The organism is Ruminococcus sp. J1101004sp1_RTP21198st1_B9_RTP21198_201120 (genome assembly GCF_040924245.1).
Classification (GTDB): Bacteria; Bacillota; Clostridia; order Lachnospirales; family Lachnospiraceae; genus Blautia_A; species Blautia_A faecis.
The window spans coordinates 46,356-67,405 of the sequence record NZ_JBCOMI010000002.1; the positions used below are offsets into that span (position 1 = coordinate 46,356).

Consider the following 21,050-nt stretch of genomic DNA (forward strand, 5'->3'; position numbering starts at 1 on the left):
CTTCGATACCAGATGACTTCTGGTGAGTCTTATTATAGGTGCTCCATCACCATTTGTCCAGTCTTTTTTTTACAAATTTTTCTAAAAAAACTATAAACCTTTTTGTTCTTGCAGTATAATATTAACGGAGGTAAAATTATGACAATATTAACATGTCTTGGTGACAGCATCACCGATTGTGATCACTGCTTTTCCAGAGATTCCCTTGGCAATGGCTATGTGAAAATACTGTCAGACCGTTTTGAAAGGGACGACTCAGACTATCAGGTGCGCAATTATGGCACTGACGGCTTTACTATAAACAGACTTCTGCAGAGAATTCAGGGTGATTCTGATTTTACAAGTGATATTATAACAATTTTAATCGGAATCAATGATATTGGATTAATAATAAATACGGACAGAACACCGTTTCAGCAGAGGAATATGCTTGTTTCTTTTTACAAATGTTATGCAAACCTTATAACAATATTAACAAAATCAAACTCGCGTATTATTTTAATGGAGCCCTTTCTTTTTCCCTGGCCTGCCTGTTATAGAACCTGGCTTCCTTTTCGCCAGAAAATATCACAAATGATCCACCAGCTATCAGAACAGTTTCAAATTCCTTATCTTACATTGCATGAGGAATTGAATGAAAAGGCGCGTCGTTATGGATATTCAGAAATTACTACAGATGGGATTCACCTTACTGAGCAGGGACAAAAATTTCTGGCAGACAGATTGTATAAATTAATTTGCGGCTATTCACCGTACTAGTACATCGTTTTCGAAATAACTATACCACTCACTTGTCTGTGAATCCGATTGCACAGGTATAAAAGCCTCGGCGTAGCCCGCTACGCCTGCGTTTTTATACCTGCACACTCGAATTCACATCCTACGCGATTGGTATAGTTATTTACGAAACGATGTACTAGAGCGTGTTTGAAAAAGGCTTTCTGCAAGATGTGTAAAAAGCAATCTGTCTTATAACAGACTATTTTCAGTTGCATTGCTGGATACAATTATGTATAATGACCCTAAACTTATAAAAGAAGGTTTTTTTATGGATAAAATCATTAAAGAAATTGAAGATATGTCACTAAATGCATGGCCCTCCCATAAAATGGAGCTTTATGATGGATGGATTCTCCGTTTTTCCTATTTTTATACACATAGAACAAACAGTGTGGAGCAGTTCGGAACTTCTACCCTTTCCTGGAGGGAAAAGGTTTCTTTCTGCGAAGCAGAGTATGCCCGACTGGGCAGCCCTGCAATTTTTAAGATCAGTCCTCTGGTTTCTCCGGATTTTGATTATCTTCTGGAAAACCGCAACTACGAAATCCAGCATACAACAAATGTTATGGCAGCCTCACTGGATGGAGCAGATCTTTCTGCGCCTTGCGATCTGGTAACTCTTACTGACGATATTCCAGATATTTGGATTGAAAGTCTTTTTGATCTGAAAGGCACCATTAATCCTGTTCACCGTGCTGTAGTTCCATCCATGTATCATGCCATCGTAAAAGACACCGTATGCGCCTCCATCTGGAGTAACGGAAAAATTATTGCAACCGGGCTTGGAATTCTGGATCGAAATTATATTGGATTGTACGCTATCCATGTTCGCGAAGATTTCAGACACAAGGGTTATGCTCGTCAGATTTGTACTGCGCTTCTAAAAGAAGGAAAAAAGAAAGGCGCAACTAAGGCCTATCTTCAGGTAGTAGAGGGAAACACTCCCGCACGTAATCTTTATGAATCACTTGGACTTCATTATCTCTACACCTATTGGTTCCGGGTTCAGACACATACAAACTGAAAACTTTTCAGAGCATGTTTAAAAAAGGCTGCGATCAGTGTTTATCCTGATCACAGCCTTTTATTTGGGAATCGTATTTTTTGACTTATTCAACAAGTTGATTTCTCAAACAATCAACTTTCCAGTAAGTGCATTGCTTCATAATCCATCTTATGCCATATTATTTAATTTTGGGTTTTGTATATAATTCAGATCCTGGACTGCTGCCATTTATACGGTCTTCTTCTCCAGCTTAGCAGGTCTTATGTTTCCTACAACCATGCCTGTAAGCGGGCTGAAATAAAGAAGACTGGTAAGTACGCAGTAGATTGGAGTCATGATTGCAAACTGTACAAGACGTCCTGGCATAATTGCATAGAAGTTTGCTCCGATCATTACCAGTCCTGCAGTGGTCAGTCCAAGTGTTCCCACTACGCCAGAGACTGCAATTGCGACACACATAACAACAGTCTTTACTTTTCTGTTCTTTTCAGCCATTAGTTTTCCAGCCAGTCCGGGGATCACACCCCAGGCAACTGCAGATAAAGTGATCAGTGGATTAACTCCATAGCCTTTCATAAAACATCCAATGATATCGGCAACAGCACCTTCTACGCCACCAGCTACAGGCCCCATCCAAAGACCTGCCAATACAGTGGCAACCGTTCCCAATGTAATTCGATATACACCAAGATCAATTACCAGAACGCGTGACAGCACAAGCTGGATTGCTACCAGCAGTGCAAGGAATACAAGAGTCTTAACACTCCATGTCTGTTTGTTTTTATGCATAAAAAAAACACCTCCATAATGATTAAAATAACAGAGTAGTTACCATAAATAATAATCCCTCCACATTATGAGATGTTCTCACATGTAGCAACGGGTGCGGAAAATATATCGTAAACAGTCCTGCTGCTTTTCGTTTCACGGCGACTCCCCAGCCAATGAACACTTGACGCATAAATTCCTACTTCGCTATTATTTATTTAAAATGATTATAGCACAAAATATAGAAATTTCAATATGTATTTGTTATAATATTCACATAAATAAATTAATCGTTACTGTTCACTGACAAATGTTTGTGCATACTCTCCTCTTTTTCGCATATTCTAAGAATATCTTCCCTTATATAGGAAAAATATTTGACAAAAAGGAGTGTTTCTATGAGTATAAAATCCACAAACAAATCATCTTGCCAAAAACAGCCGCCACTACAAAATCCTTATAATGTTTTTTATAATAATTACATGAATACAAATGCCACTACAGAATGTACAGGACTTGGCTATCGTATGCCAGATAACTCGGAGGAATGGAATGCATGCCGAGAGGTTTTCGATTTTCTTCCTGTACCATTTCCGGATTCGGAGGATACAAAGCAACAATGAAAAAGTTCACAAAACTATTACTCGGCTCTTTGGTACTATTCTCTCTGTCAGGATGTACTGCCGGTGATATGATCACCAGCTATACTTCTACTTCTGATCAGAGTGAAGCCACCTTACAGAACACTTCAGAAACACCCAAACAGCGTGTTTATATGGATGAAATCAAAGGAACCCTTAAGGATTTCACCGGTGCCACCCTGACTATGGAAAATCAGGAACAAACTTACGTTTTTGATCTTTCTGAAGCAACTTTGGAATGCGAAGATGGCATGATCACTGGAGATGAGATCAGTGTCATTTATGAAGGCCAGCTTTCTAACAAGGATACCAGCACTGTAAAAGCATTGAAAGTAGTAGACGACTTTCACAAAAAGAATCAGCTGGAAGTACGAAAGGCCTATGGGGAAGTACAGAGTTTGACCTCAAATACCATTACCATAAAAAATAAAAAGGGAAAAACAGCCACCTATCCAATCACTGGAACTGAACAATATTATCAGAATGGCATCCGCACCGGTGTATGGGTATACATTCATTTTAAAGGCAAGTTTGCTTCCAGTCAGGATACCCAAAGTTCTTCTCTTAATGCCAGTCATCTGAAAGTACTAAGCATTTCAGATATTGATCCGCTTACACTTCCAGATCCAACACCAACACCAGATCCTGCACAAGTTTCTGCCGATGACTCAGCAAAAGAACAGCAGATTCATGCAGAAATTCAGAATATTTCCCTGAATACGCTCACAGTTCTTCCCTCTGGCTCTGACAGCACAATAAATGTGGACTTGTCTCAGATTCCTTCTTACTTTAAAGGTGGAACAGCACCAGGCTCCTATGTAACCATAACTTGCACTGGACAATTTCAGGGAAATTCACTGGATGGTGTTACTGTTACAGCAGTCACCGGTGATGATCCGGATTCTCTTGGAAGCCGGGAAATTACCAGCTCAGTCAGCGGTACAATTATAGGCCATACAGCAAATACCGTCACACTTCAAACTGGCGATGGCGCAACCATAACCTGCTTTACAGAAGGGGCAAAGGATACCTCCACCAGTAATATGGAATCCGGCGCAGGTATCTGCATTACCTTTGATCCTACAAAATCCAAAAATTCCAACATTTATACATCTATCAAGATTCAGGACGCCTGAAGGTGTCCTGAATCCTTTTCTCTCCATCTGCCAGCCAGGCTCTCACATCCCCGGATTCTCCCAGAATGTCCATAAATGCCTGGTATTCATCCATTAAGCCCTTCCCATGTAAGACCATATAAGCTCCTGCATCACTTCCAAGAGCCACCTTTGCTCGGTACTTGTATGCCAGACGAAGGTTCTTTGCGGCCAGTTCTATAATAGGATCAAGCACTGATTCCTTATATCTTCCACATCCACGAAGATTTCGAATTGTCACAAGAGTAGGAACCCATACACTATCACTGTCAGCTAATTCTCTGATTGTTTCCGGATCAATATAATTTCCATGTTCTACTGAATCCACACCAGCTTCCACAGCTGCCTGTACACCATAAATTCCATTGGTATGGCTCATCACCGCCATCCCTTCTTCATGGGCAATATGTACCATCTCGCAGACTTCCTTCCTGTCTAAAGGCGTTCCGGTAATCTGTCCATGGTTATTAAAATCCAGAAGTCCTGTGGTCATAATTTTAATAAAATCTGCCCCTTTGTTTTTCGCTTCTTTCAAAAGGACATGGTATTCTTTCATAGTGTCAAAACCTTTTCCCACGATAGAGCCATAGTGTCCATTTTTATGGATGGCAAAAATAGGAGTACGATAATCAATTCCATATTCTGGTGCCAGTTTCCTGGCTCTTTCCGATACTCCTAATGCATCTCCACCATCTCTTACAAAGACAATCCCCAGCTCTTCATAAGCTTTCAAATGTTTCCGTATCACTTCATCGTTTACATGATCCTTATGAATAGAAATTGCATCTTTATAATTCAGTCCATCCATGATCAGGTGCGCATGACACTCTCCAAACATTTCTTCCTATAACACTGATTATCTTGAAAAATAATTCAGCTTTTCCTTTCTTCCGCAGAGCGTGTTTGAAAAAAGGACTTCTGCAAGATGTGCGTCACAATTTGTGGGAGATTTTGTCCGGAGGAGGGCATCGTAGCGGGCTATGACAACCGAATTCGGGCAAAATATACCGCAAAGTGGGGCGTACATATTGTGGGAATGCTTTTTCAAACACGCTCTAATACGGATTTTTTTCAATCCTCTTTTATTATTTATTGCAACTATTCAGCGGGTGCTATTCCGCAAGGTGCTTTTGCGAAGGAACTGAACAACTGCTATTTATTTTCGAAAAAGGCTCGAATTTCTTTCTCGGAAGCCTGCACAGACCCCTGTACAAAGAAAGGCTTACCGCCTCCCCTGCCATTCAATACTGCATTCATCTCTTTTGTAAACTGACGTAAGTCTCCGTCTTTTTCTCCCATAGCATACTTATAGCTTCCATCTGCATTCCTGGAGAATACTGCACAACGCCCCTTACAGACCTGTAAAATTGCATCTGTAAGCTTCTGAACGCTTCCTGCTTCCATTCCTTCCTGGAATAAAAGCACATTCTCTTTTTCTTTCCATTTAGCAGCTTCGCCAACGATAAATTCTTCTTCTAACGCATGTACTCTTCCCTTCAGAGCAAAATTTTCATCCTGAAGCCTTGCTACCGCTGACGCTGTTTTGTCCATTTTCGCAGACAGCTTCACGGAAATCTGACGATTCTGTTCATTTACCATATTCAGATAATCAAGCACTCGCTTACCTGACAGCATTTCCATACGAACCCCCTCACGGAATTTCACCACAGAAAGCAACTTCACCATTCCAATTTCTCCAGTACGCGTCACATGAGTTCCGCAGCATGCGCAGGTATCTGCTCCTGGAAAGCGCACAATACGAACCCATCCGGAAAGCTCTTTCTTGCTTCTGTAATCCAGATTTTTAAGTTCCTCCTCTGTAGGATAAAAAATCTCAACTTCCTGGTTTTCCCAGATAATCTGATTCACTTTCGCTTCGATTTCGGCCATTTGTTCTTCATCCAGCATTCCGTTGAAATCGATGGTGATCACATCGCTTCCCATGTGGAATCCCACATTGTCATATCCAAATGCTTCGTGTACCAGCCCACTTACAATATGCTCTCCGGAATGCTGCTGCATAAGATCAAATCTTCTGCCCCAGTTAATTTTTCCTATTACATCCATACCGACTTCCAAAGGCCCATCTGTATAATGAATTAACTCTCCATCCTTCTCATGAACTTCCTTAACATTTATTCCGCCTAATATACCGGTATCACTGGGCTGTCCGCCTCCTTCTGGATAAAAAGCTGTCTGGTTTAAAATTATTTCATAGCCTTTCTTGCTCTCACGACACTCCAACACCTTGGCGGTAAATTCTTTTTTATATACATCTTCATAATATAACTTTTTTGTCTCGTACATAAATGCTCCTTCTTTCATAAATTAAACAGCAGGATTTATTTCTATCTTTTATTCACGAAACTGATTATAGTCTATTTATGCTCTTCCCGCAATTTTTATTTTTTCTTTGTATTTAGTCATTTCAGGACGTGTTCAAAATATGCCGCAATCTCCCACAAAGTGTGACGCACACCTTGCATAAAGCCTTTTCAAACACGCTCTAACCCATCCGATATCTATGAATTCTCTCATGCAAGCATGGCTCATTCATGGTTTCCATCCGGGACTTTCATAGTAAAAACACCTTGCAAAATAGTACCAGCTGAATAATTACAAAATTTTTATTTATTTTTGAAGAACTTTATCAGGCAGTCGCGTTATAATTAGAGAACGGACAGGAAGGAGGCTGATAACATTTCACAGGAAGAATATCTGGAATATCTGATTGACCAATACCAGAATCTGATATATTCCATATGTCTGAAATCAGTAGGTAATCCTTTCGATGCAGAAGACCTCACTCAGGAGGTATTCCTGTCTGCCTACAAAAGTCTCGCCCACTTCGATGGGCTTTATGAAAAAGCCTGGCTTAGCAAAATTGCAGTACGCAAATGCCTTGATTTCCTAAAAGCTGCCGGACGCCGTTCAATTCCAACGGAAGATATTTATTTCTCACAGCTTCCTGATCTGGAGAATCATTCTTCCCCAGAGGAACAGTATCTGCAGTCTGATTCGGAACAGCAGGTATTTCGGATATGCAGCGGCCTGAAAAGTCCTTACAAGGAAATTGCCATTGCTCATTTCTGTAAACAAATGTCCGTAACAGAAATATCGCAAAAAGAAGGCAAAAACCCTAAGACCATTCAGACACAGCTATATCGTGCAAAAAACATGTTGAAAAAAATGTTGGCAGAAAGGAGCGATTAAATGCATATCAATAGTAATGACCTGAATAATTTTCAAAATGAAGAGATGAACACTGATGAAATCATTGCATTTCTGGAACATATGAATCACTGCGACTACTGTCTTAACCAGCTTGTGGACGAATATACAGATCATGCATCCTCAGCTCCCGCCTATCTGAAAGGAACAATTATGGAACGTGTTACAGCTCCTGATATTCAGATACAGAAAACAGCAGCGGATGCCACCTATAAAATGCGGTTTTTCTATGAGGGGCTCCGCACTGTAGTCGGAGTCGTACTTGCACTGGTTATGTTGTTCAGCCTTGGGCAAATGGACTTCGTCTCGCCTCAGCTTCCGCAGTCCACAGCCAAATCATCTGAAACGCGCCGGGAAATTAGAACTTCATTACGTAATTTTTCAAATGGAATTACAGATGGAATCTCTGATGCTCCCCAGAAAGTTGTCAACTACATTAATTCTATTTCAAATACAATAACAAACGGAGGTAACTAACATGCAAAAACAAAAAAAGGGATTCCTGCTTTTTATCTCTTCCCTGATTCCTGGTGCGGGAGAAATGTATATGGGATTCTTTAAGCAGGGAATCAGCATTATGACTCTATTCTGGGCTATTATCGCAATTGCCGGAGGGCTTAATATCTCCTCTCTGGTTATCTTTCTTCCTGTATTATGGTTCTACAGTTTCTTCCATGTTCATAACTTGAAAGAACTGCCGGAAGAAGAATTTTACGCGATAGAGGATAACTATATTCTGCATCTTGACCGTATATTTCAGAATAATATCAGGCTCTCGCAAAAACATATTAAAATTGCGGCAATTCTCCTGATTGTTTTCGGAGTTGCTGTTTTCTGGAATGGTTTCCGTGATCTGCTCTTCTGGATTTTACCAAATTCTCTGGCTATTATTATACAGGATATCATGTACCAGATTCCTTCTGTTATCATTGGAATTCTGATCATCGTTGCCGGTTATCAGCTTCTTACAGGAAAAATCAAAAGCATCTCTCCTGACGAAAAAGCTGATTGTAAAAAAGATGTGTCAGAACATTATTGGCAGCCATATCGTCCTTATCAACAGCCTGTTGATAACAGCGCTCCACAAATGAATACAAAATCAGCACCTGCCTCAACAGTGTCTTCAACAACACAGCCAGATCAGAATGCGGATAATGTAATAAAGAATACCGATATCAAAATTTCGGATACTACTTCAGTTCAACCATTCATTACTGCTGAGCCAGACAATAATTCTGCAAAATAGAGTAACTATTCCAATAAAAGTCAGGTATCTGCCACATAATATTTCTAATAACTTTACCGCCGATAAATTTATTTTATCGGCGGTATTTTTATTGAGATTTCTCCAAAAGCCAGCTTACTCTGAGTGCCATCAGTCTCCTGAACCAGCAATTTCCCATCTGGACAAATCGCTAATGCTCTGGCACTTCTGCTGCTTTTATTATCTGTAATTGTAATTTCATTTCCCGGAACAATATTATGTTCCACGTATTCTTCTGACAATTTCAATTCCCGGGTTTCTTCCAGAAGATAGTTCACAATCTGCGCTGCAAGGCGGTTCCTGTCCGCAGTTCTGGAGGATTGTTCATCTTCGTAGATTCCTCCGGCAATTTCCTGAAGCTCTTTGGGGAATTGTTCCTGCTCAACGTACAAGTTCAGCCCAATTCCTACAATTGCAAATTCTATATTTCCACTTTCAAAATCTGTGACCGCCTCTGTAAGAATACCACAAACCTTACGGTTATCCTTGTACAGGTCATTTACCCATTTAATTCCAAGTTTTACACCGCATACTTCTTTCACAGCCTTATACACTGCAGTAGCTGCTGCAGTAGTGATCAGAAGACTGCCCTCCAGTGTCCCCTTCGGTTCCAGAATAACACTGAGATAAATCCCATTGCCTTTAGGAGAATAAAACTCCCTGCCTCTTCGTCCTCTTCCTGCTGTCTGCTCCATGGCAACAACAAAAGAGCCGTGTCCAGCCATTCCGCTCACAGCCAGCTGCCTGGCCTCCAGATTGGTAGAGCTGATTGCATCAAATATTTTTATCTCAACCTGTGGATCCTCCAGAAAAAGTCTGATTCCCTCTGCTGAAATCAGATTACTCTCTCTTGCAAGCATATATCCCTTATTCGGTCCGGCCTCAATGGGGTATCCTTCCTGGCGCAGACTGTTCACAGCTTTCCAAACTGCGGCTCGTGTACAGGAAAGCTCCCTGCCAATATCCTCGCCAGATAAAGTTTCACCTTTATGCTGTTCTAATAACTCCAAAAGTCTGGATTTAACCGTCATGCTTTTATCCTTCATAATTCTCCAGGGCTTTTCTTAAAAAATCCCGGTATTCTTTTCGCACATTCTCCGGTGAAATCACTCTCACGCTATTTCCAAGGGCAGCAAGCCAGCCATAAAACTGTGTACTTACATTCACCTGTACCCTGGTGACGGAGTGCTCATTGTCCTTGGACATGATCATAATATCCTGCCCAAATCGATCAATCATTACACCCACAAGATGGTTCTCAAATTCCAGATTAACTTTCTCTTCACGGCCTCCAAACATTCCAAAAGTACCGGCAGCAAATCTGGCACTGTCAAATTTCCGGAAGAGTTCGGCACCATTTCTTGCTTCATTCTCTGTAAAGATCTTCAACATTTTGTCTACGCGGTAATGCTTCACAATGCCACTCTTCTCATCGACTCCTATCAGATAATAATTACCATCCTGCCATATCATCTGCCATGGACTGATCTGATAGCGAGCTCCACCTTTCTTCAAATGTTTCTCCTTGGACACTGTCCATTCTGTATACTGGAAGCTGATCTGTCTGTTCTGTGAAATTGCTCTGTGTATCTCATCTACATTATAATAAATGCTCTCGTTTGTATTCTTCACCTGATCCAGTACGATTGCCTGCCGCTGTAGGTCTTTGGCCTGATAAATACTGGTAAGGTGCTCCAGTTTCTGGATCAACTGCCGCGATTTCCCAACAGTAAGAAATCTGGAAAACTGAACAGCATCTACAAGAAGCTTCAGCTCTGCAGTCTCAAACTCACGGCTTGCAAGATAAAAACCTGACGGTCTCTCTCTTCGATTCATAATATCCATTCCGAACACACGCAAAGTCTCTATATCGTCATATATCGTCTTCCGCTCTGCATGAATTCCCAGACTCTCCAGATAGGAAATCAGATCTTTCACACTCATGGGATGTGCCTCATCTGTTTTCTCAGAAAAGACTCGCATAAGATATAAAATTTTCAGTTTCTGCTGGAAAGATTTTGGCATATCCTTACTCCTATTTATCTGTCAATACTGCTACGACTCCAGAATATAATACCATAAAAGCAAAGAGCAGAGCAATAAGATCTGCACCATGAAAATCATAATTAAAGATCATAGCTCCCCCGATCATGAGCTCCAATGTAATAAAAAGTCCCAGTATCATGGCTGTGCTCCCGGAAAATTTCCTGCCGCGGCTCTCCTGTGTATCCTCCATATATCCCTCTGCAAGGGCAGCTCTTCTGCTGTTAATATTTCTGCCTGATTTCCACATAATATCTCCTCCGTTTCCCAAACTCCAATATCATCCGCCATCAAATACCGAACGTATTTTCCGAACATATTTTCTTCATGAGACTAGTCTACCACAATATCAGTCCTATAAAACGGTATGAATCCATCATTTTCGAATATCTGTTCGCTTTTTGAGTAATAAAAAAACGTCTGAACCTGTTTCAAACAGAATCAGACGTTTTCCTTTTTACAAAATCTAAATGAACATGTCTACAGGCTTATTTATTCGCTATACTTTCATAGTAGTTAATCCACAAACATGTTTTTACATAAATCCAGCGAACACAGAAGCGGCAATAACAGTAAGAAGTCCGGCAACGGCAATTGCCAGGCTGCTCATAGCACCTTCTACAGGACCAAGTTCCATTGCCTTAGATGTACCTATGGCATGGGCTGAAGTTCCAAGTGCCAGACCTTTCGCGATAGGCTCCTCAATTTTTGCCACTTTAAGGACTGCCTCCGCAATCACATTTCCCAGCACACCAGTGATAATAATAACTGCAACCGTGATCGTAACAAGTCCGCCAAGTTCTTCCGATACACCCATTCCAATGGCTGTAGTAATGGATTTCGGAAGCAGAGTAACATACTCCGAATGGGAAAGTCCAAACAGCTTTGCAAAAATCAAGACACTAACCATACTTGCAAGTACACCGGAAACAATTCCTATAACGACAGCTTTCAGATTCTTACGAAGCAGAGTAAGCTGTCTGTAAAGCGGTACCGCAAGACATACTGTAGCAGGAGTAAGCAGATAACTGATATACTGACCGCCTGCATTGTAGGTCTTATAATCCACCTGCATAAGCTGAAGCATTCCCATTACACATAGAATTGCAATCAAAAGAGGATTAAACAGCGCCATTTTAAACTTTTTCTTCAGCAAAAGACCGACCTCATATCCAGCCAGACTTAATGCCGCCCCGAAAAACAGGGAATTTTCTATAAAATTTATCATTTCTTATCTTTCCCCCTGTCCTTTCTGATCACAAACTGAGTACTGCGTCCAGTAACTACCATTACAATGACGGTTGTCAGAATTGTTATGAGCACAACAGGAAGCCAGATTGGCTGCAGATCACCCCACGCTTCCAAAAGTCCCACACCTGCAGGAACGAACATAACCGGCATAATTTCAACCAGAAAATCTGCTGCTTCCTCTACCTGCTCAAGTTTCAGAATTCCGCTTGCAAGTGCTCCAAGCATCAGCACAAGACCATATACACTGGCCGGTACCGGAAGAGGCAAAAGGATATGTAATCCCTCACCCAACGCTGAAACCAGCAAAATAATACAAAATTGCCTCAGATACTTCACTTTTTGTCTTCCTCCTCGCTGTCTCCACAAAGAAGTTCATTTGCAATTTCCAGATAAGGCTGAAGCTCCTCAAGAGAAGCCCTGCCATTTCGCTTCATCTTTGTAATCCCTGGATACTGTGCAGGGATGGATCTTGTCATATTTCTGTCACCGTAGATTTTCACCATATCTCCATTTTCCAAGGTATCCCCGGCAATTAATTTATCATTTTTGTTATAAATTCCTTCCTTGGGAATCGCTGCCTTGAAAACAGTTTTTTTATCCATATCTACGAATACCATTTCCTTCAGTATATCTCCGGCTTCCACATAAATAGCTCTTATGGCTTCATTTTCCAGACGGGCTTCCTCCTGTTTGTCTTTCTGTGCCTGTCTGGCAACCAGATTCCAGAACGAGCCGCCTACTACGCCAAAGATCACCAGAAGAATGACAATTCCTACAATGAATTTCACATCGATTTCTTTTTTCTCCACTGCAAATCCTCATTTCTTTCATGGCTTTTTCTTCTGCCCTATTATACATTATCTTGTTAAAATTGCAATGTCATCTTTCGACAATTCTCTCCCCTGTTTTTCCCAATTTTTCTACAACATAATTGTAAAACTGTGTTCTGGATATTCCTTTTTTCCACATTGCGACTGTTCAGAGCACGATTTTTTCCACCTGCCAGCTGCCGTTTTCCACGGTCATAACTGCCATGGTCACGTCTCCACCAAAGCGGCTTCTGCCGCAGCTTCCAGGGTTCAGCCACAGCCTTCCGTCAATTTCTTTTGCAAAATACTGATGACTGTGTCCAAAAATCACCACCTGGGTATCCCCTAACTCCCAGGCAACATCTTTCCTGTCATGAACCATAAAGAATTTCACATTTCCCACTGTAAAGTTCAAGCTTCTTCGCAGATTCTGTGCCCAGTATCCATCATTGTTTCCTCGCACTACATATAAAGCGCCCAATGATCTTATAGTATCCAGAAGCTCCGGTCTGTCCACATCTCCAGCATGAAAAATGCAGTCACAGGACTGTAATATGTCCAGAACTTCTGTCCGTAAAAGACCATGTGTATCTGAAATAATTCCAATTTTAATTCTCTTATTTTCTATCATTTCACCGTTCCTTATACCACATTCATCTATATTTTTTCAAAAAACAGCCTTTTCCTCAAAACAGACAGATTTTCCCATACTCGCCGTCAAATCCAGGTTTACAGATTACTTCTCTGTTTCTAAGTTTCCGAATGCCTGAAGCAATCATGTGACTACTTTCTTTCTCAATATCCGCAATGGGAATTTCCCTTAAAATATCAAATTCATTTCCCAGTTTCTGAAGCATCTTTTCATATTCACCAGTGACTGTTTTGGTGGTTACAGCCTTTCCAACACAGGCAGAAATCACCTCAGGAAGAGGTACAATGCTCTCAAAAGGTCTGGCATTTTTTCTCACAAACCCATTTTCTCTATCAGCCAGATCCATAATTCTGTGATTCACTCCCATAGTCAGTTTTTTCCCGCATACAGGACATATTCCATGATACTTTTCTGCTTCTTCCGGGCTCAGACAGATGTGACATTTTCTGTGTCCGTCATAGTGATATTTGCCCTCTTCCGGGAAAAATTCCAGTGTTCCAAGAAGACCTTTTCCATATTGTACAGCACCATAAAGTCCCTGATAGGACAATTCAATGTCCAGTAAGTTAGCCTCTCTTCCAAGCTTTGATGGAGAATGTGCATCTGAGTTTGAGATCAGCTGAAGTCCATCAAGTGCAGATAAACGCCAGTTCATAGGTGGATCTGAAGATAATCCCGTCTCCACAGCATGAACATATGAAGTAAGATCTTCAAAACATTCTTCCATGGTATCAAACCCTGAGGCGGCACCAAAAAGTCCGAAGTGGGGAGTCCAGATATGTGCTGGAACCAACATTCCATCGGCACAGTTTTCCAGTAAAATTTCCAGAAGATCGTGACAATCAAGTCCCAGTATTGGCCTTCCATCTGAGTGAATATTTCCAATCTTTTCCAGTCTCCCAGCTATTTTATCTGCTTCTTCAAAGCCGGATAAAAGAAGTACATTATGCACCTTGCGGCACTTTCCATTCTTCTTATAGATAGAACTGATCTCCCCTGTAATTACGAAACGGGGAGCTCCCCCAGGAAGCATTTTCGCCTCTTCCAGCACATATTCATCTCTTAACCGATACAGTCCACTTTCTGCCGGAACCAGCTTTTCTTTCAGTTCCTCCCGCCAGGCAGGATGGGTAAAATCACCGGTTCCCACTAAAGAAATTCCTTTTTTTCTTGCCCACAGATCCAGATATTCCGGGGTTCCAAGCTTGCTTGTTGCCATGGAATATCTGGAATGAATGTGAAGATCTGCGATTATTTCCACTTAATTAACTCCATTTCCGTCATTTATATTTTGATTTGCAACTGCTCAAAATTCTCAAAACTATAGAAAAAAACACTTTCCAATGTGTTCTTTTTATTTCTTTTTATACCAGTTTGTAATCCATTTTCCTGCTGCTGTCAGATTCTTTGAGGACCATTTTCCTGTATTACTGCAGCCGGATTTTATAAATGCAGAGCTTTCTGCCTTATTTGACAGGCTCCATGCCATATAGCTGATATTGTTTTTATCCAGGAAAGTCAGCCACTTTTTTGCTTCAGCTTTATCAAGTCCACCATTTCCAGAAGCATCACAGATACTAAACTCGGATACAAATAACGGCAGTCCTTTATCAAGGGCAGCCTGTGCTTTATCTCTCAGCCATTCCTTATGTGTTGCTGCGTAAAAGTGCAGGGTGTACATTACGTTTTTCCTGTATTTCTTACTAACCGGGGAAAGCGCAGCCTGATCTACATCCTGTGACCAGTTGGGCGTTCCTACCAGAATCACAGCTTTTTTGTCATAGGTGCGGATACCTTTTATAATCTTTTCAGCGTATTTTTTTATTGTACTCCAGGATGTTCCTCCATTTGGCTCATTACAGATTTCGTAGATCACATTGGTATTATTTTTGTATTTTTTTGCCATTTTTTTGAAAAACTTCAAAGCTTCTTTCTGATTTTGCTGAGGGTTTCCATCACTTAAAATATGCCAGTCAATAATCACATACATACCTGCATTTGTGGCATATTTTACACCGTTATCAATACACGCTTCCAGCTTACGCCGATTGGATGCATCCCCGGTACAATAGCCGTTATATTCAGCAGTATACATGGCAAGACGCACTGCATTTACCTTCCAGTTTTTCTTCATAAAAGTAAATGCACTTTGATTTACATACTCTGGATACCAGGACAGACCATGGGTGCTGATACCTCTAAGCTGTACTTTTTTCCCACTGCTGTTTACAAGCTGTGTGCCTTTTACCTGTAATCTGGGAAGCTTGGACGCAGCCGCTACCGGTACACAGAATGCACATAAAAATACGATTGCAATAAGCAAACCGAACCATTTTTTTCCTTTTTTTCTCATTAAAAACCCTCCTCCATTAATCTCCAGCCGTTGTCTTTTAGCCACTTTTGTCTTTCCCGGTAATCTGGAAGGATCTTCTCAACTTCTTTCCAGAATGCCTGGGAATGATTCATTTCCCTACGGTGGCAAAGCTCATGGACCACCACATAATCCAGCACCTCAGGAGGTGCCAGAATTAACAGCCAGTTAAAATTCAGTTTTCCATTTGCGGCACAGCTTCCCCATCTTGTTTTCTGTTGACGCAGGGTAATTTTCCCATAGCTTACCCCTAACTTTTCTGCATAATATGCCACTCGCCTTGGAATTACCACGCAGGCTTTATTCTGCAGATGCTGTCTTTCCAGGGCAGACAGCTTTTGTACGTTCTCCTTCTGTGCATCTCTTTTCTGGATTTTTTCCAGATTTTTCAGGATCCATTCTTGTTTTTCTTCCACAAATTTCTGAATTTTTGCTTCGGAAAGACGGAGAGGCGCGCGTACAACAACACTGCCATCAGCCTTAATTTCCAGGCTCATGGTTTTGCGGCTGCTGCGGATGATCTGGTAAGAAATCTGAGAGCTCAGCATAGGATTTTCTCCATGTAAGCGTTCATCTGCTGCTCCAGTATTTCCATCTTTTCTCTGGTGTCTTTATCCTTATATTCCAACCGCTTTATAATCCTGGAAATATAATTCTTTTCTTTCATGATCTGCCATGTTTCCTTAAAATTCAGGTCATAATACTGCGCTGCATAGGACACCCAGTAATCTACGGACGTAATCCGGTCAGGAGATGAAACTGCCTCTTTTCTCAGGCAGGATTCCCATACCTTTGGAGATATTTTGCCCTCTCCGGCATGCTCCTGAGGGACACCGATCATAGCCTCCACAGAATCCACCAGCTTCACTCTGCAATTGTCCAGCTTGTCTGCATCGCGGATCATTTTTGCGTGGAAAAGAGTTCTTTCGTCCTGAATTCCTTCCAGCCTGAAATCACTGTGTCTGGCAATTGCCACGCGAATGAGCTCATCATAGCTTCGGTCTTCTATGAATCTGCTGATCATCGGATTTTCTCCCTCAAATAACAGTTGTACACCGAATGCAGCGTGATCCATAGTGTCCGGTGAAAAGCTGTTATAAAGACGAAGCTGTTGGAATCTTCCAATATCGTGAAGCAGGGCAATAAGCTCCGCAAGCTGTTGGTCTTCCTCATTCAAATGCATTCTGTGACCAATTTCACGAGCACTTTTTACCACCCCATATGTGTGAATGATTTTTAATTTTATCTTTTCATCTTCTCTGTCATATCCATTTAAATAATCCTCGAAAACGCCTCTTGCATGTTTAAAATCTATCTTCAAAATGCCTTCCTTTCCGCTGTATCTTTTGCACATCCAGAGCGAATATTAAGTAACCGCTTTTGTCAATGTGCAGATACTGAACAGCAGCTCTTTTAATCCTTATTATAAACCACCTGGTTTTCTTTTCCAATAAAAGCGTCAGATTTTCGAAAATTTCTACAGACTTGCGAAGGTTTGACGCATAACGTATAATACAAGACAATGATAACATATATTAATTATAAGCAAACAAATTTCGCTATTGTTTACATTTCGTTACGGTTCACTGGTAACGTTCCGCGAGGCGTTTTTGTGAACAAAGTTCATAGATAACACAATTCTGCATGCTTCGTGAAGCTTGTGGATAATACTCATTTTCAGGGAGGATGCCATGGCAGATAAAATACCTGATATTTCACCAAACGTAGACGAAACCATGAAGGAGCTTGAAACCCATGGTTCTTTTGAGCTGCCAGTAGAAACTTATACAGATAATTGTGAGATTTTCCGCTCCTTATACAACCACTGGCATAAAGAAATGGAGATCATCTGTATTGACAAGGGAAACGGGCTTGCAAGGCTTAACCGGGAAACACTGCGTCTGAAAGAGGGAGATCTTCTCATTGTCAACAGCGGTGTTCTGCATGGAATCAAGTCAGATTCCAGACATATTTTATATTACAGAAGCGTGGTGTTTGACCTTAGCTTTCTGGCGGGTCCTGCAGGGGATCTCTGTCAGGAAAAAGTAATCTCCCTGCTTATGGAGAACCGGGCAGAATTCACCCATCTGATCACTCCTGCCAATGAAAATTATAATAATATTTTCCATCTTTTCTGCGAGATCCATAAATGCCACAAGGAAAAACCGCCCTTCTATTATATGAAGCTGAAAGGACTTTTCTATGGGCTTTTTTATGAAATGCTGGCAGGAAATTACATCATTACTACAGATGCCGAACAGAACAGGAATCTTTTATCTGTAAAAAAGGTCCTGGACTATATCAGTGCCCATTACCGTGAGCCTCTGTCTGTAAAGGAACTGTCCGGTCTTTCCAATTACAGTGAATTCTATTTTATGAAGCTGTTCAAACAGTATACCGGAAAAACAGCAGCAGCCTACCTGAATGACTACAGACTTGAAAAGGCAAAGTCCCTGCTTTTGCATACAGATGCATCTGTGACGGACATTGCTCTAGATGTAGGTTTTAACAATACCAGTTATTTTATAAAAAAATTTCAGGAAGCCAATCAGCTGTCCCCTCACAAATTCCGCAAAAAAATGTCATAACAGAACAGTTTTGTTGTATTTTTCTAAGAGATGCATATGCTAATATAACACCATCGAACAAAGGTGATGTCCACGGCATCAGGCATACCGGTGGATTTCAAACGAGCATCATTCACACGCTCTCGAAAGGAGAAAATAATTATGAAAGCTTTAGAAACTATGATCCAGAACATGTTCCACAAAGACTGCGCAGCATGTACCGACCAGGAAGTATACGAAGCACTTCTCACCTATACAAAAGAGCAGTTAGCTGCAAAAGGCTATCACGATGGCAAGAAAAAAATTTACTATATTTCTGCCGAATTTCTCATTGGTAAGCTTCTTTCCAACAATCTGATCAATCTTGGAATCTACGATGAGGTTGCAGAATTTCTGAAAAAAAATGGCAAATCTCTTGCAGAAATTGAATCCGTTGAGCCGGAACCATCTCTTGGAAATGGTGGTCTTGGACGTCTGGCTGCATGTTTCCTGGATTCTATTGCAACACTTGGACTTCCTGGAGAAGGTATTGGTCTGAATTACCATCTTGGACTTTTCAAACAGGTTTTTGAAGACAATCTTCAGCATGAAGTACCGAATCCATGGATCACTCCTGATTCCTGGCTGACTGCTACAGATGTAACTTATATGGTTCCTTTCAGAGGTTTTTCCTTGAAATCTACCATGTATAGTATTGATGTTGCAGGCTATGAAAACAAAGCGATCCACCTTAATCTTTTTGACATTGATCTGGCAGATGAGTCCATGGTTCATGATGGAATTACCTTTAACAAAAAGGATATTCTCCACAATCTGACACTGTTCCTGTATCCGGATGACAGTGATGAAGATGGACGTAAGCTTCGTGTTTACCAGCAGTATTTCATGGTCAGCAATGCCGCTCAGCTGATTCTGGATGAGGCAGTTTCCAAGGGAAGCAACCTTCATGATCTGGCTGATTATGCTGTCGTTCAGATCAACGACACTCACCCAAGTATGATCATTCCTGAGTTCATCCGCCTTCTTGGTGAGCGTGGAATTGACTTTGATGAAGCTGCTGAAATCGTTTCCCATGTATGTGCATATACCAATCATACAATTCTGGCTGAGGCACTTGAAAAATGGCCAATCCATTATCTGGAAGACATTGTTCCACAGCTGGTTCCGATCATCCGCAAGCTGGATGAAAAAGTAAAAGCCAAATATCCGGCTGAAAATCTTGCTATTATTGACAGCAATAATCTGGTTCATATGGCACATATGGACATTCATTATGGCTTCTCAATCAATGGTGTTGCAGCCCTTCATACAGAGATTCTGAAGAACTCCGAGCTGCATCAGTTTTATGAAATTTATCCTGAAAAATTCAATAATAAGACCAATGGTATTACTTTCCGCCGCTGGTTAATGTATTGCAACCAGCCACTGACCAAGTTTATTTCTTCACTTATTGGAGAGGGTTATAAGAAAGATGCCGATGAACTGAAAAAGCTTCTGGCTTACAAAGATGACCAGAAGGTTCTGGATCAGCTGCTTGAGATCAAGACAAATGCAAAGAAGATCTGCAAGGATTTTGTTCTGGAAAATACTGGCATCGAGATTGATGAAAACAGTGTTTTTGATATCCAGATCAAGAGACTTCATGAGTATAAACGTCAGCAGTTAAATGCTCTTTATATTATTTATAAGTATCTGGAAATCAAAGACGGAAAGAAACCGGAAAGACCGATTACTTTCATCTTTGGTGCAAAAGCAGCTCCTGCTTATTACATTGCAAAAGATATCATTCATCTGCTTCTGACTCTGGAAACCCTGATTCAGAATGATCCGGACGTAGCACCTTATATGAAGCTTGTTATGGTGGAAAACTACAATGTAAGTGCTGCTGAAAAACTGATCCCTGCCTGCGATATTTCCGAGCAGATTTCCCTGGCTTCCAAGGAGGCAAGCGGTACCGGAAACATGAAGTTTATGCTGAATGGTGCTATTACTCTTGGTACTATGGACGGAGCAAATGTTGAGATCAGCGATCTGGTTGGCAAGGATAATATTTATATCTTTGGTGAGTCCAGTGATGAAATTATCAAGCATTATGAGAAGATGGATTACAATTCCAGAGCAATTTATGAGGGAGATGCTGATATTAAAAAGTATGTAGATTTTATTGTCAGCGAGCCGATGCTGAAGCTTGGTAAAGAGGAACATCTGAGAAACTTCTATAACGAGCTTTTGAATAAAGACTGGTTTATGACTTTGCTGGATCTCAAAGATTATATTAAAGTTAAAGATCAGGTATTTGCAGATTATGAAGACCGTAACAGCTGGGCAAAGAAAATGCTCGTAAATATCGGAGAAGCCGGATTCTTCTCTTCTGACAGAACCATTGAGCAGTATAATAAAGATATCTGGCATTTAAACTAAAAAAGTCCATCCCGTGGCAGTATATATAGCTGTCGCGGGATTTTTTTTAACAATATTCACATTTTCACTCTGAAGTATTACTTTTTTTCTGT

At 40.9% G+C, this 21,050-nt stretch carries 24 protein-coding genes, 1 pseudogene and 1 riboswitch; of the genes and pseudogenes, 10 read left to right on the top strand and 15 right to left on the bottom strand.

All coding sequences use genetic code 11. The features are described from left to right. Positions 1-138 precede the first annotated feature (138 nt). Both AB5618_RS01385 and AB5618_RS01390 read left to right on the top strand, forming a co-directional pair. Entirely contained in the window at positions 139-759 is a 621-nt protein-coding gene (locus AB5618_RS01385; RefSeq protein ID WP_148462190.1) for a GDSL-type esterase/lipase family protein, read from the top strand. Between the two features lie 289 nt (positions 760-1,048). After that, entirely contained in the window at positions 1,049-1,804 is a 756-nt protein-coding gene (locus tag AB5618_RS01390; protein ID WP_118578831.1) for an N-acetyltransferase, read from the top strand. Between the two features lie 210 nt (positions 1,805-2,014). Here the strand turns inward: AB5618_RS01390 and AB5618_RS01395 are convergent, their stop codons facing one another. Then, complete coding sequence (locus tag AB5618_RS01395) at positions 2,015-2,575, bottom strand: folate family ECF transporter S component (protein WP_148462189.1); 561 nt, start codon at positions 2,573-2,575, stop codon at positions 2,015-2,017. Positions 2,576-2,661: 86 nt separating this feature from the next. Further along, positions 2,662-2,763, bottom strand: a riboswitch (THF riboswitch). Positions 2,764-2,952: 189 nt separating this feature from the next. Between AB5618_RS01395 and AB5618_RS01400 the strand changes: the two genes are divergently transcribed. Then, complete coding sequence (locus tag AB5618_RS01400) at positions 2,953-3,177, top strand: hypothetical protein (RefSeq protein ID WP_148462188.1); 225 nt, start codon at positions 2,953-2,955, stop codon at positions 3,175-3,177. Beyond that, entirely contained in the window at positions 3,174-4,331 is a 1,158-nt protein-coding gene (locus AB5618_RS01405) for a hypothetical protein (RefSeq protein ID WP_148462187.1), read from the top strand. The genes AB5618_RS01400 and AB5618_RS01405 overlap by 4 nt, the downstream gene beginning before the upstream one ends. On the opposite strand, the gene AB5618_RS01410 is transcribed toward AB5618_RS01405, so the two are convergent. Both AB5618_RS01410 and AB5618_RS01415 read right to left on the bottom strand, forming a co-directional pair. Further along, positions 4,312-5,187 (bottom strand): amidohydrolase family protein, encoded by an 876-nt coding sequence (locus tag AB5618_RS01410; RefSeq protein WP_148462186.1) that lies wholly within the window; start codon positions 5,185-5,187, stop codon positions 4,312-4,314. The genes AB5618_RS01405 and AB5618_RS01410 overlap by 20 nt on opposite strands. Before the next feature lie 18 nt (positions 5,188-5,205). Continuing rightward, on the bottom strand, positions 5,206-5,376 hold the full coding sequence (locus AB5618_RS01415; RefSeq protein WP_319017799.1) for a DUF6783 domain-containing protein: 171 nt from the start codon (positions 5,374-5,376) through the stop codon (positions 5,206-5,208). Here AB5618_RS01415 and AB5618_RS01420 point away from each other — a divergent pair. Beyond that, the gene (locus tag AB5618_RS01420) at positions 5,317-5,622 is read left to right on the top strand and encodes a DUF6783 domain-containing protein (protein ID WP_319017798.1); all 306 of its coding nucleotides are present in this window, start codon (positions 5,317-5,319) and stop codon (positions 5,620-5,622) included. The two genes, AB5618_RS01415 and AB5618_RS01420, sit on opposite strands and share 60 nt — an antisense overlap. A gap of 383 nt (positions 5,623-6,005) precedes the next feature. Here AB5618_RS01420 and AB5618_RS01425 read toward each other — a convergent pair. Beyond that, positions 6,006-6,674: pseudogene (locus tag AB5618_RS01425) on the bottom strand (alanyl-tRNA editing protein); the annotation flags it as partial. A gap of 405 nt (positions 6,675-7,079) precedes the next feature. On the opposite strand from AB5618_RS01425, the gene AB5618_RS01430 reads away from it, so the two are divergent. The 3 genes from AB5618_RS01430 to AB5618_RS01440 are packed head-to-tail and all read left to right on the top strand — an operon-like array spanning position 7,080 to position 8,826. After that, on the top strand, positions 7,080-7,562 hold the full coding sequence (locus AB5618_RS01430) for an RNA polymerase sigma factor (protein WP_226855120.1): 483 nt from the start codon (positions 7,080-7,082) through the stop codon (positions 7,560-7,562). Further along, the gene (locus AB5618_RS01435; RefSeq protein WP_148462184.1) at positions 7,563-8,057 is read left to right on the top strand and encodes a hypothetical protein; all 495 of its coding nucleotides are present in this window, start codon (positions 7,563-7,565) and stop codon (positions 8,055-8,057) included. 1 nt (position 8,058) lies between these two features. Further along, positions 8,059-8,826, top strand: coding sequence for a hypothetical protein (locus tag AB5618_RS01440; protein WP_148462183.1), 768 nt, complete (start codon positions 8,059-8,061; stop codon positions 8,824-8,826). A gap of 68 nt (positions 8,827-8,894) precedes the next feature. Here the strand turns inward: AB5618_RS01440 and AB5618_RS01445 are convergent, their stop codons facing one another. The 11 genes from AB5618_RS01445 to AB5618_RS01495 form a co-directional block, all read right to left on the bottom strand. Beyond that, complete coding sequence (locus tag AB5618_RS01445) at positions 8,895-9,890, bottom strand: biotin--[acetyl-CoA-carboxylase] ligase (RefSeq protein WP_306797064.1); 996 nt, start codon at positions 9,888-9,890, stop codon at positions 8,895-8,897. Beyond that, positions 9,880-10,869, bottom strand: a complete 990-nt coding sequence (locus tag AB5618_RS01450) for a YafY family protein (protein ID WP_148462182.1) — start codon at positions 10,867-10,869, stop codon at positions 9,880-9,882. The genes AB5618_RS01445 and AB5618_RS01450 overlap by 11 nt, the downstream gene beginning before the upstream one ends. A 10-nt stretch (positions 10,870-10,879) precedes the next feature. Beyond that, a complete protein-coding gene (locus AB5618_RS01455) occupies positions 10,880-11,137 on the bottom strand; it encodes a hypothetical protein (protein ID WP_148462181.1) in 258 nt (85 codons plus the stop codon). 285 nt (positions 11,138-11,422) lie between these two features. Continuing rightward, positions 11,423-12,115 (bottom strand): LrgB family protein, encoded by a 693-nt coding sequence (locus AB5618_RS01460; protein ID WP_148462180.1) that lies wholly within the window; start codon positions 12,113-12,115, stop codon positions 11,423-11,425. Then, positions 12,112-12,474 carry a CidA/LrgA family protein gene (locus AB5618_RS01465; protein WP_118578807.1) on the bottom strand — a complete coding sequence of 121 codons (363 nt, stop codon included), beginning with the start codon at positions 12,472-12,474 and terminating at the stop codon, positions 12,112-12,114. Before AB5618_RS01465 ends, AB5618_RS01460 begins: the two co-directional genes overlap by 4 nt. Continuing rightward, the gene (locus tag AB5618_RS01470; RefSeq protein WP_118578805.1) at positions 12,471-12,947 is read right to left on the bottom strand and encodes a hypothetical protein; all 477 of its coding nucleotides are present in this window, start codon (positions 12,945-12,947) and stop codon (positions 12,471-12,473) included. The genes AB5618_RS01465 and AB5618_RS01470 overlap by 4 nt, the downstream gene beginning before the upstream one ends. Positions 12,948-13,116: 169 nt before the next feature. Beyond that, on the bottom strand, positions 13,117-13,578 hold the full coding sequence (locus AB5618_RS01475; protein ID WP_118578803.1) for a metallophosphoesterase: 462 nt from the start codon (positions 13,576-13,578) through the stop codon (positions 13,117-13,119). A 55-nt stretch (positions 13,579-13,633) separates the two neighbouring features. Continuing rightward, a complete protein-coding gene (locus AB5618_RS01480) occupies positions 13,634-14,860 on the bottom strand; it encodes an endonuclease Q family protein (protein WP_226840945.1) in 1,227 nt (408 codons plus the stop codon). 93 nt (positions 14,861-14,953) lie between these two features. Next, a complete protein-coding gene (locus AB5618_RS01485) occupies positions 14,954-15,952 on the bottom strand; it encodes a glycoside hydrolase family 5 protein (RefSeq protein WP_118578801.1) in 999 nt (332 codons plus the stop codon). Then, positions 15,952-16,518, bottom strand: coding sequence for a M48 family metallopeptidase (locus AB5618_RS01490; protein WP_226836608.1), 567 nt, complete (start codon positions 16,516-16,518; stop codon positions 15,952-15,954). The genes AB5618_RS01485 and AB5618_RS01490 overlap by 1 nt, the downstream gene beginning before the upstream one ends. Then, positions 16,512-17,291: an HD domain-containing protein gene (locus tag AB5618_RS01495; RefSeq protein ID WP_306797063.1), complete on the bottom strand. Its 780-nt coding sequence runs from the start codon at positions 17,289-17,291 to the stop codon at positions 16,512-16,514. Before AB5618_RS01495 ends, AB5618_RS01490 begins: the two co-directional genes overlap by 7 nt. A 370-nt stretch (positions 17,292-17,661) precedes the next feature. Between AB5618_RS01495 and AB5618_RS01500 the strand changes: the two genes are divergently transcribed. After that, positions 17,662-18,558 (top strand): AraC family transcriptional regulator, encoded by an 897-nt coding sequence (locus tag AB5618_RS01500; RefSeq protein ID WP_226836606.1) that lies wholly within the window; start codon positions 17,662-17,664, stop codon positions 18,556-18,558. A 141-nt stretch (positions 18,559-18,699) separates the two neighbouring features. After that, positions 18,700-20,958 (top strand): glycogen/starch/alpha-glucan phosphorylase, encoded by a 2,259-nt coding sequence (locus tag AB5618_RS01505; protein ID WP_148462179.1) that lies wholly within the window; start codon positions 18,700-18,702, stop codon positions 20,956-20,958. Positions 20,959-21,050: the final 92 nt, after the last annotated feature.

What these genes read in the sequence shown, in the direction of transcription:
- AB5618_RS01385 (WP_148462190.1), top strand. Translation starts at nt 139, where the DNA reads ATGACAATATTAACATGTCTTGGTGACAGCATCACCGATTGTGATCAC.
- AB5618_RS01390 (WP_118578831.1), top strand. Translation starts at nt 1,049, where the DNA reads ATGGATAAAATCATTAAAGAAATTGAAGATATGTCACTAAATGCATGG.
- AB5618_RS01395 (WP_148462189.1), bottom strand. Translation starts at nt 2,575, where the DNA reads ATGCATAAAAACAAACAGACATGGAGTGTTAAGACTCTTGTATTCCTT.
- AB5618_RS01400 (WP_148462188.1), top strand. Translation starts at nt 2,953, where the DNA reads ATGAGTATAAAATCCACAAACAAATCATCTTGCCAAAAACAGCCGCCA.
- AB5618_RS01405 (WP_148462187.1), top strand. Translation starts at nt 3,174, where the DNA reads ATGAAAAAGTTCACAAAACTATTACTCGGCTCTTTGGTACTATTCTCT.
- AB5618_RS01410 (WP_148462186.1), bottom strand. Translation starts at nt 5,187, where the DNA reads ATGTTTGGAGAGTGTCATGCGCACCTGATCATGGATGGACTGAATTAT.
- AB5618_RS01415 (WP_319017799.1), bottom strand. Translation starts at nt 5,376, where the DNA reads ATGTACGCCCCACTTTGCGGTATATTTTGCCCGAATTCGGTTGTCATA.
- AB5618_RS01435 (WP_148462184.1), top strand. Translation starts at nt 7,563, where the DNA reads ATGCATATCAATAGTAATGACCTGAATAATTTTCAAAATGAAGAGATG.
- AB5618_RS01440 (WP_148462183.1), top strand. Translation starts at nt 8,059, where the DNA reads ATGCAAAAACAAAAAAAGGGATTCCTGCTTTTTATCTCTTCCCTGATT.
- AB5618_RS01445 (WP_306797064.1), bottom strand. Translation starts at nt 9,890, where the DNA reads ATGAAGGATAAAAGCATGACGGTTAAATCCAGACTTTTGGAGTTATTA.
- AB5618_RS01450 (WP_148462182.1), bottom strand. Translation starts at nt 10,869, where the DNA reads ATGCCAAAATCTTTCCAGCAGAAACTGAAAATTTTATATCTTATGCGA.
- AB5618_RS01455 (WP_148462181.1), bottom strand. Translation starts at nt 11,137, where the DNA reads ATGTGGAAATCAGGCAGAAATATTAACAGCAGAAGAGCTGCCCTTGCA.
- AB5618_RS01460 (WP_148462180.1), bottom strand. Translation starts at nt 12,115, where the DNA reads ATGATAAATTTTATAGAAAATTCCCTGTTTTTCGGGGCGGCATTAAGT.
- AB5618_RS01475 (WP_118578803.1), bottom strand. Translation starts at nt 13,578, where the DNA reads ATGATAGAAAATAAGAGAATTAAAATTGGAATTATTTCAGATACACAT.
- AB5618_RS01485 (WP_118578801.1), bottom strand. Translation starts at nt 15,952, where the DNA reads ATGAGAAAAAAAGGAAAAAAATGGTTCGGTTTGCTTATTGCAATCGTA.
- AB5618_RS01490 (WP_226836608.1), bottom strand. Translation starts at nt 16,518, where the DNA reads ATGCTGAGCTCTCAGATTTCTTACCAGATCATCCGCAGCAGCCGCAAA.
- AB5618_RS01500 (WP_226836606.1), top strand. Translation starts at nt 17,662, where the DNA reads ATGGCAGATAAAATACCTGATATTTCACCAAACGTAGACGAAACCATG.
- AB5618_RS01505 (WP_148462179.1), top strand. Translation starts at nt 18,700, where the DNA reads ATGAAAGCTTTAGAAACTATGATCCAGAACATGTTCCACAAAGACTGC.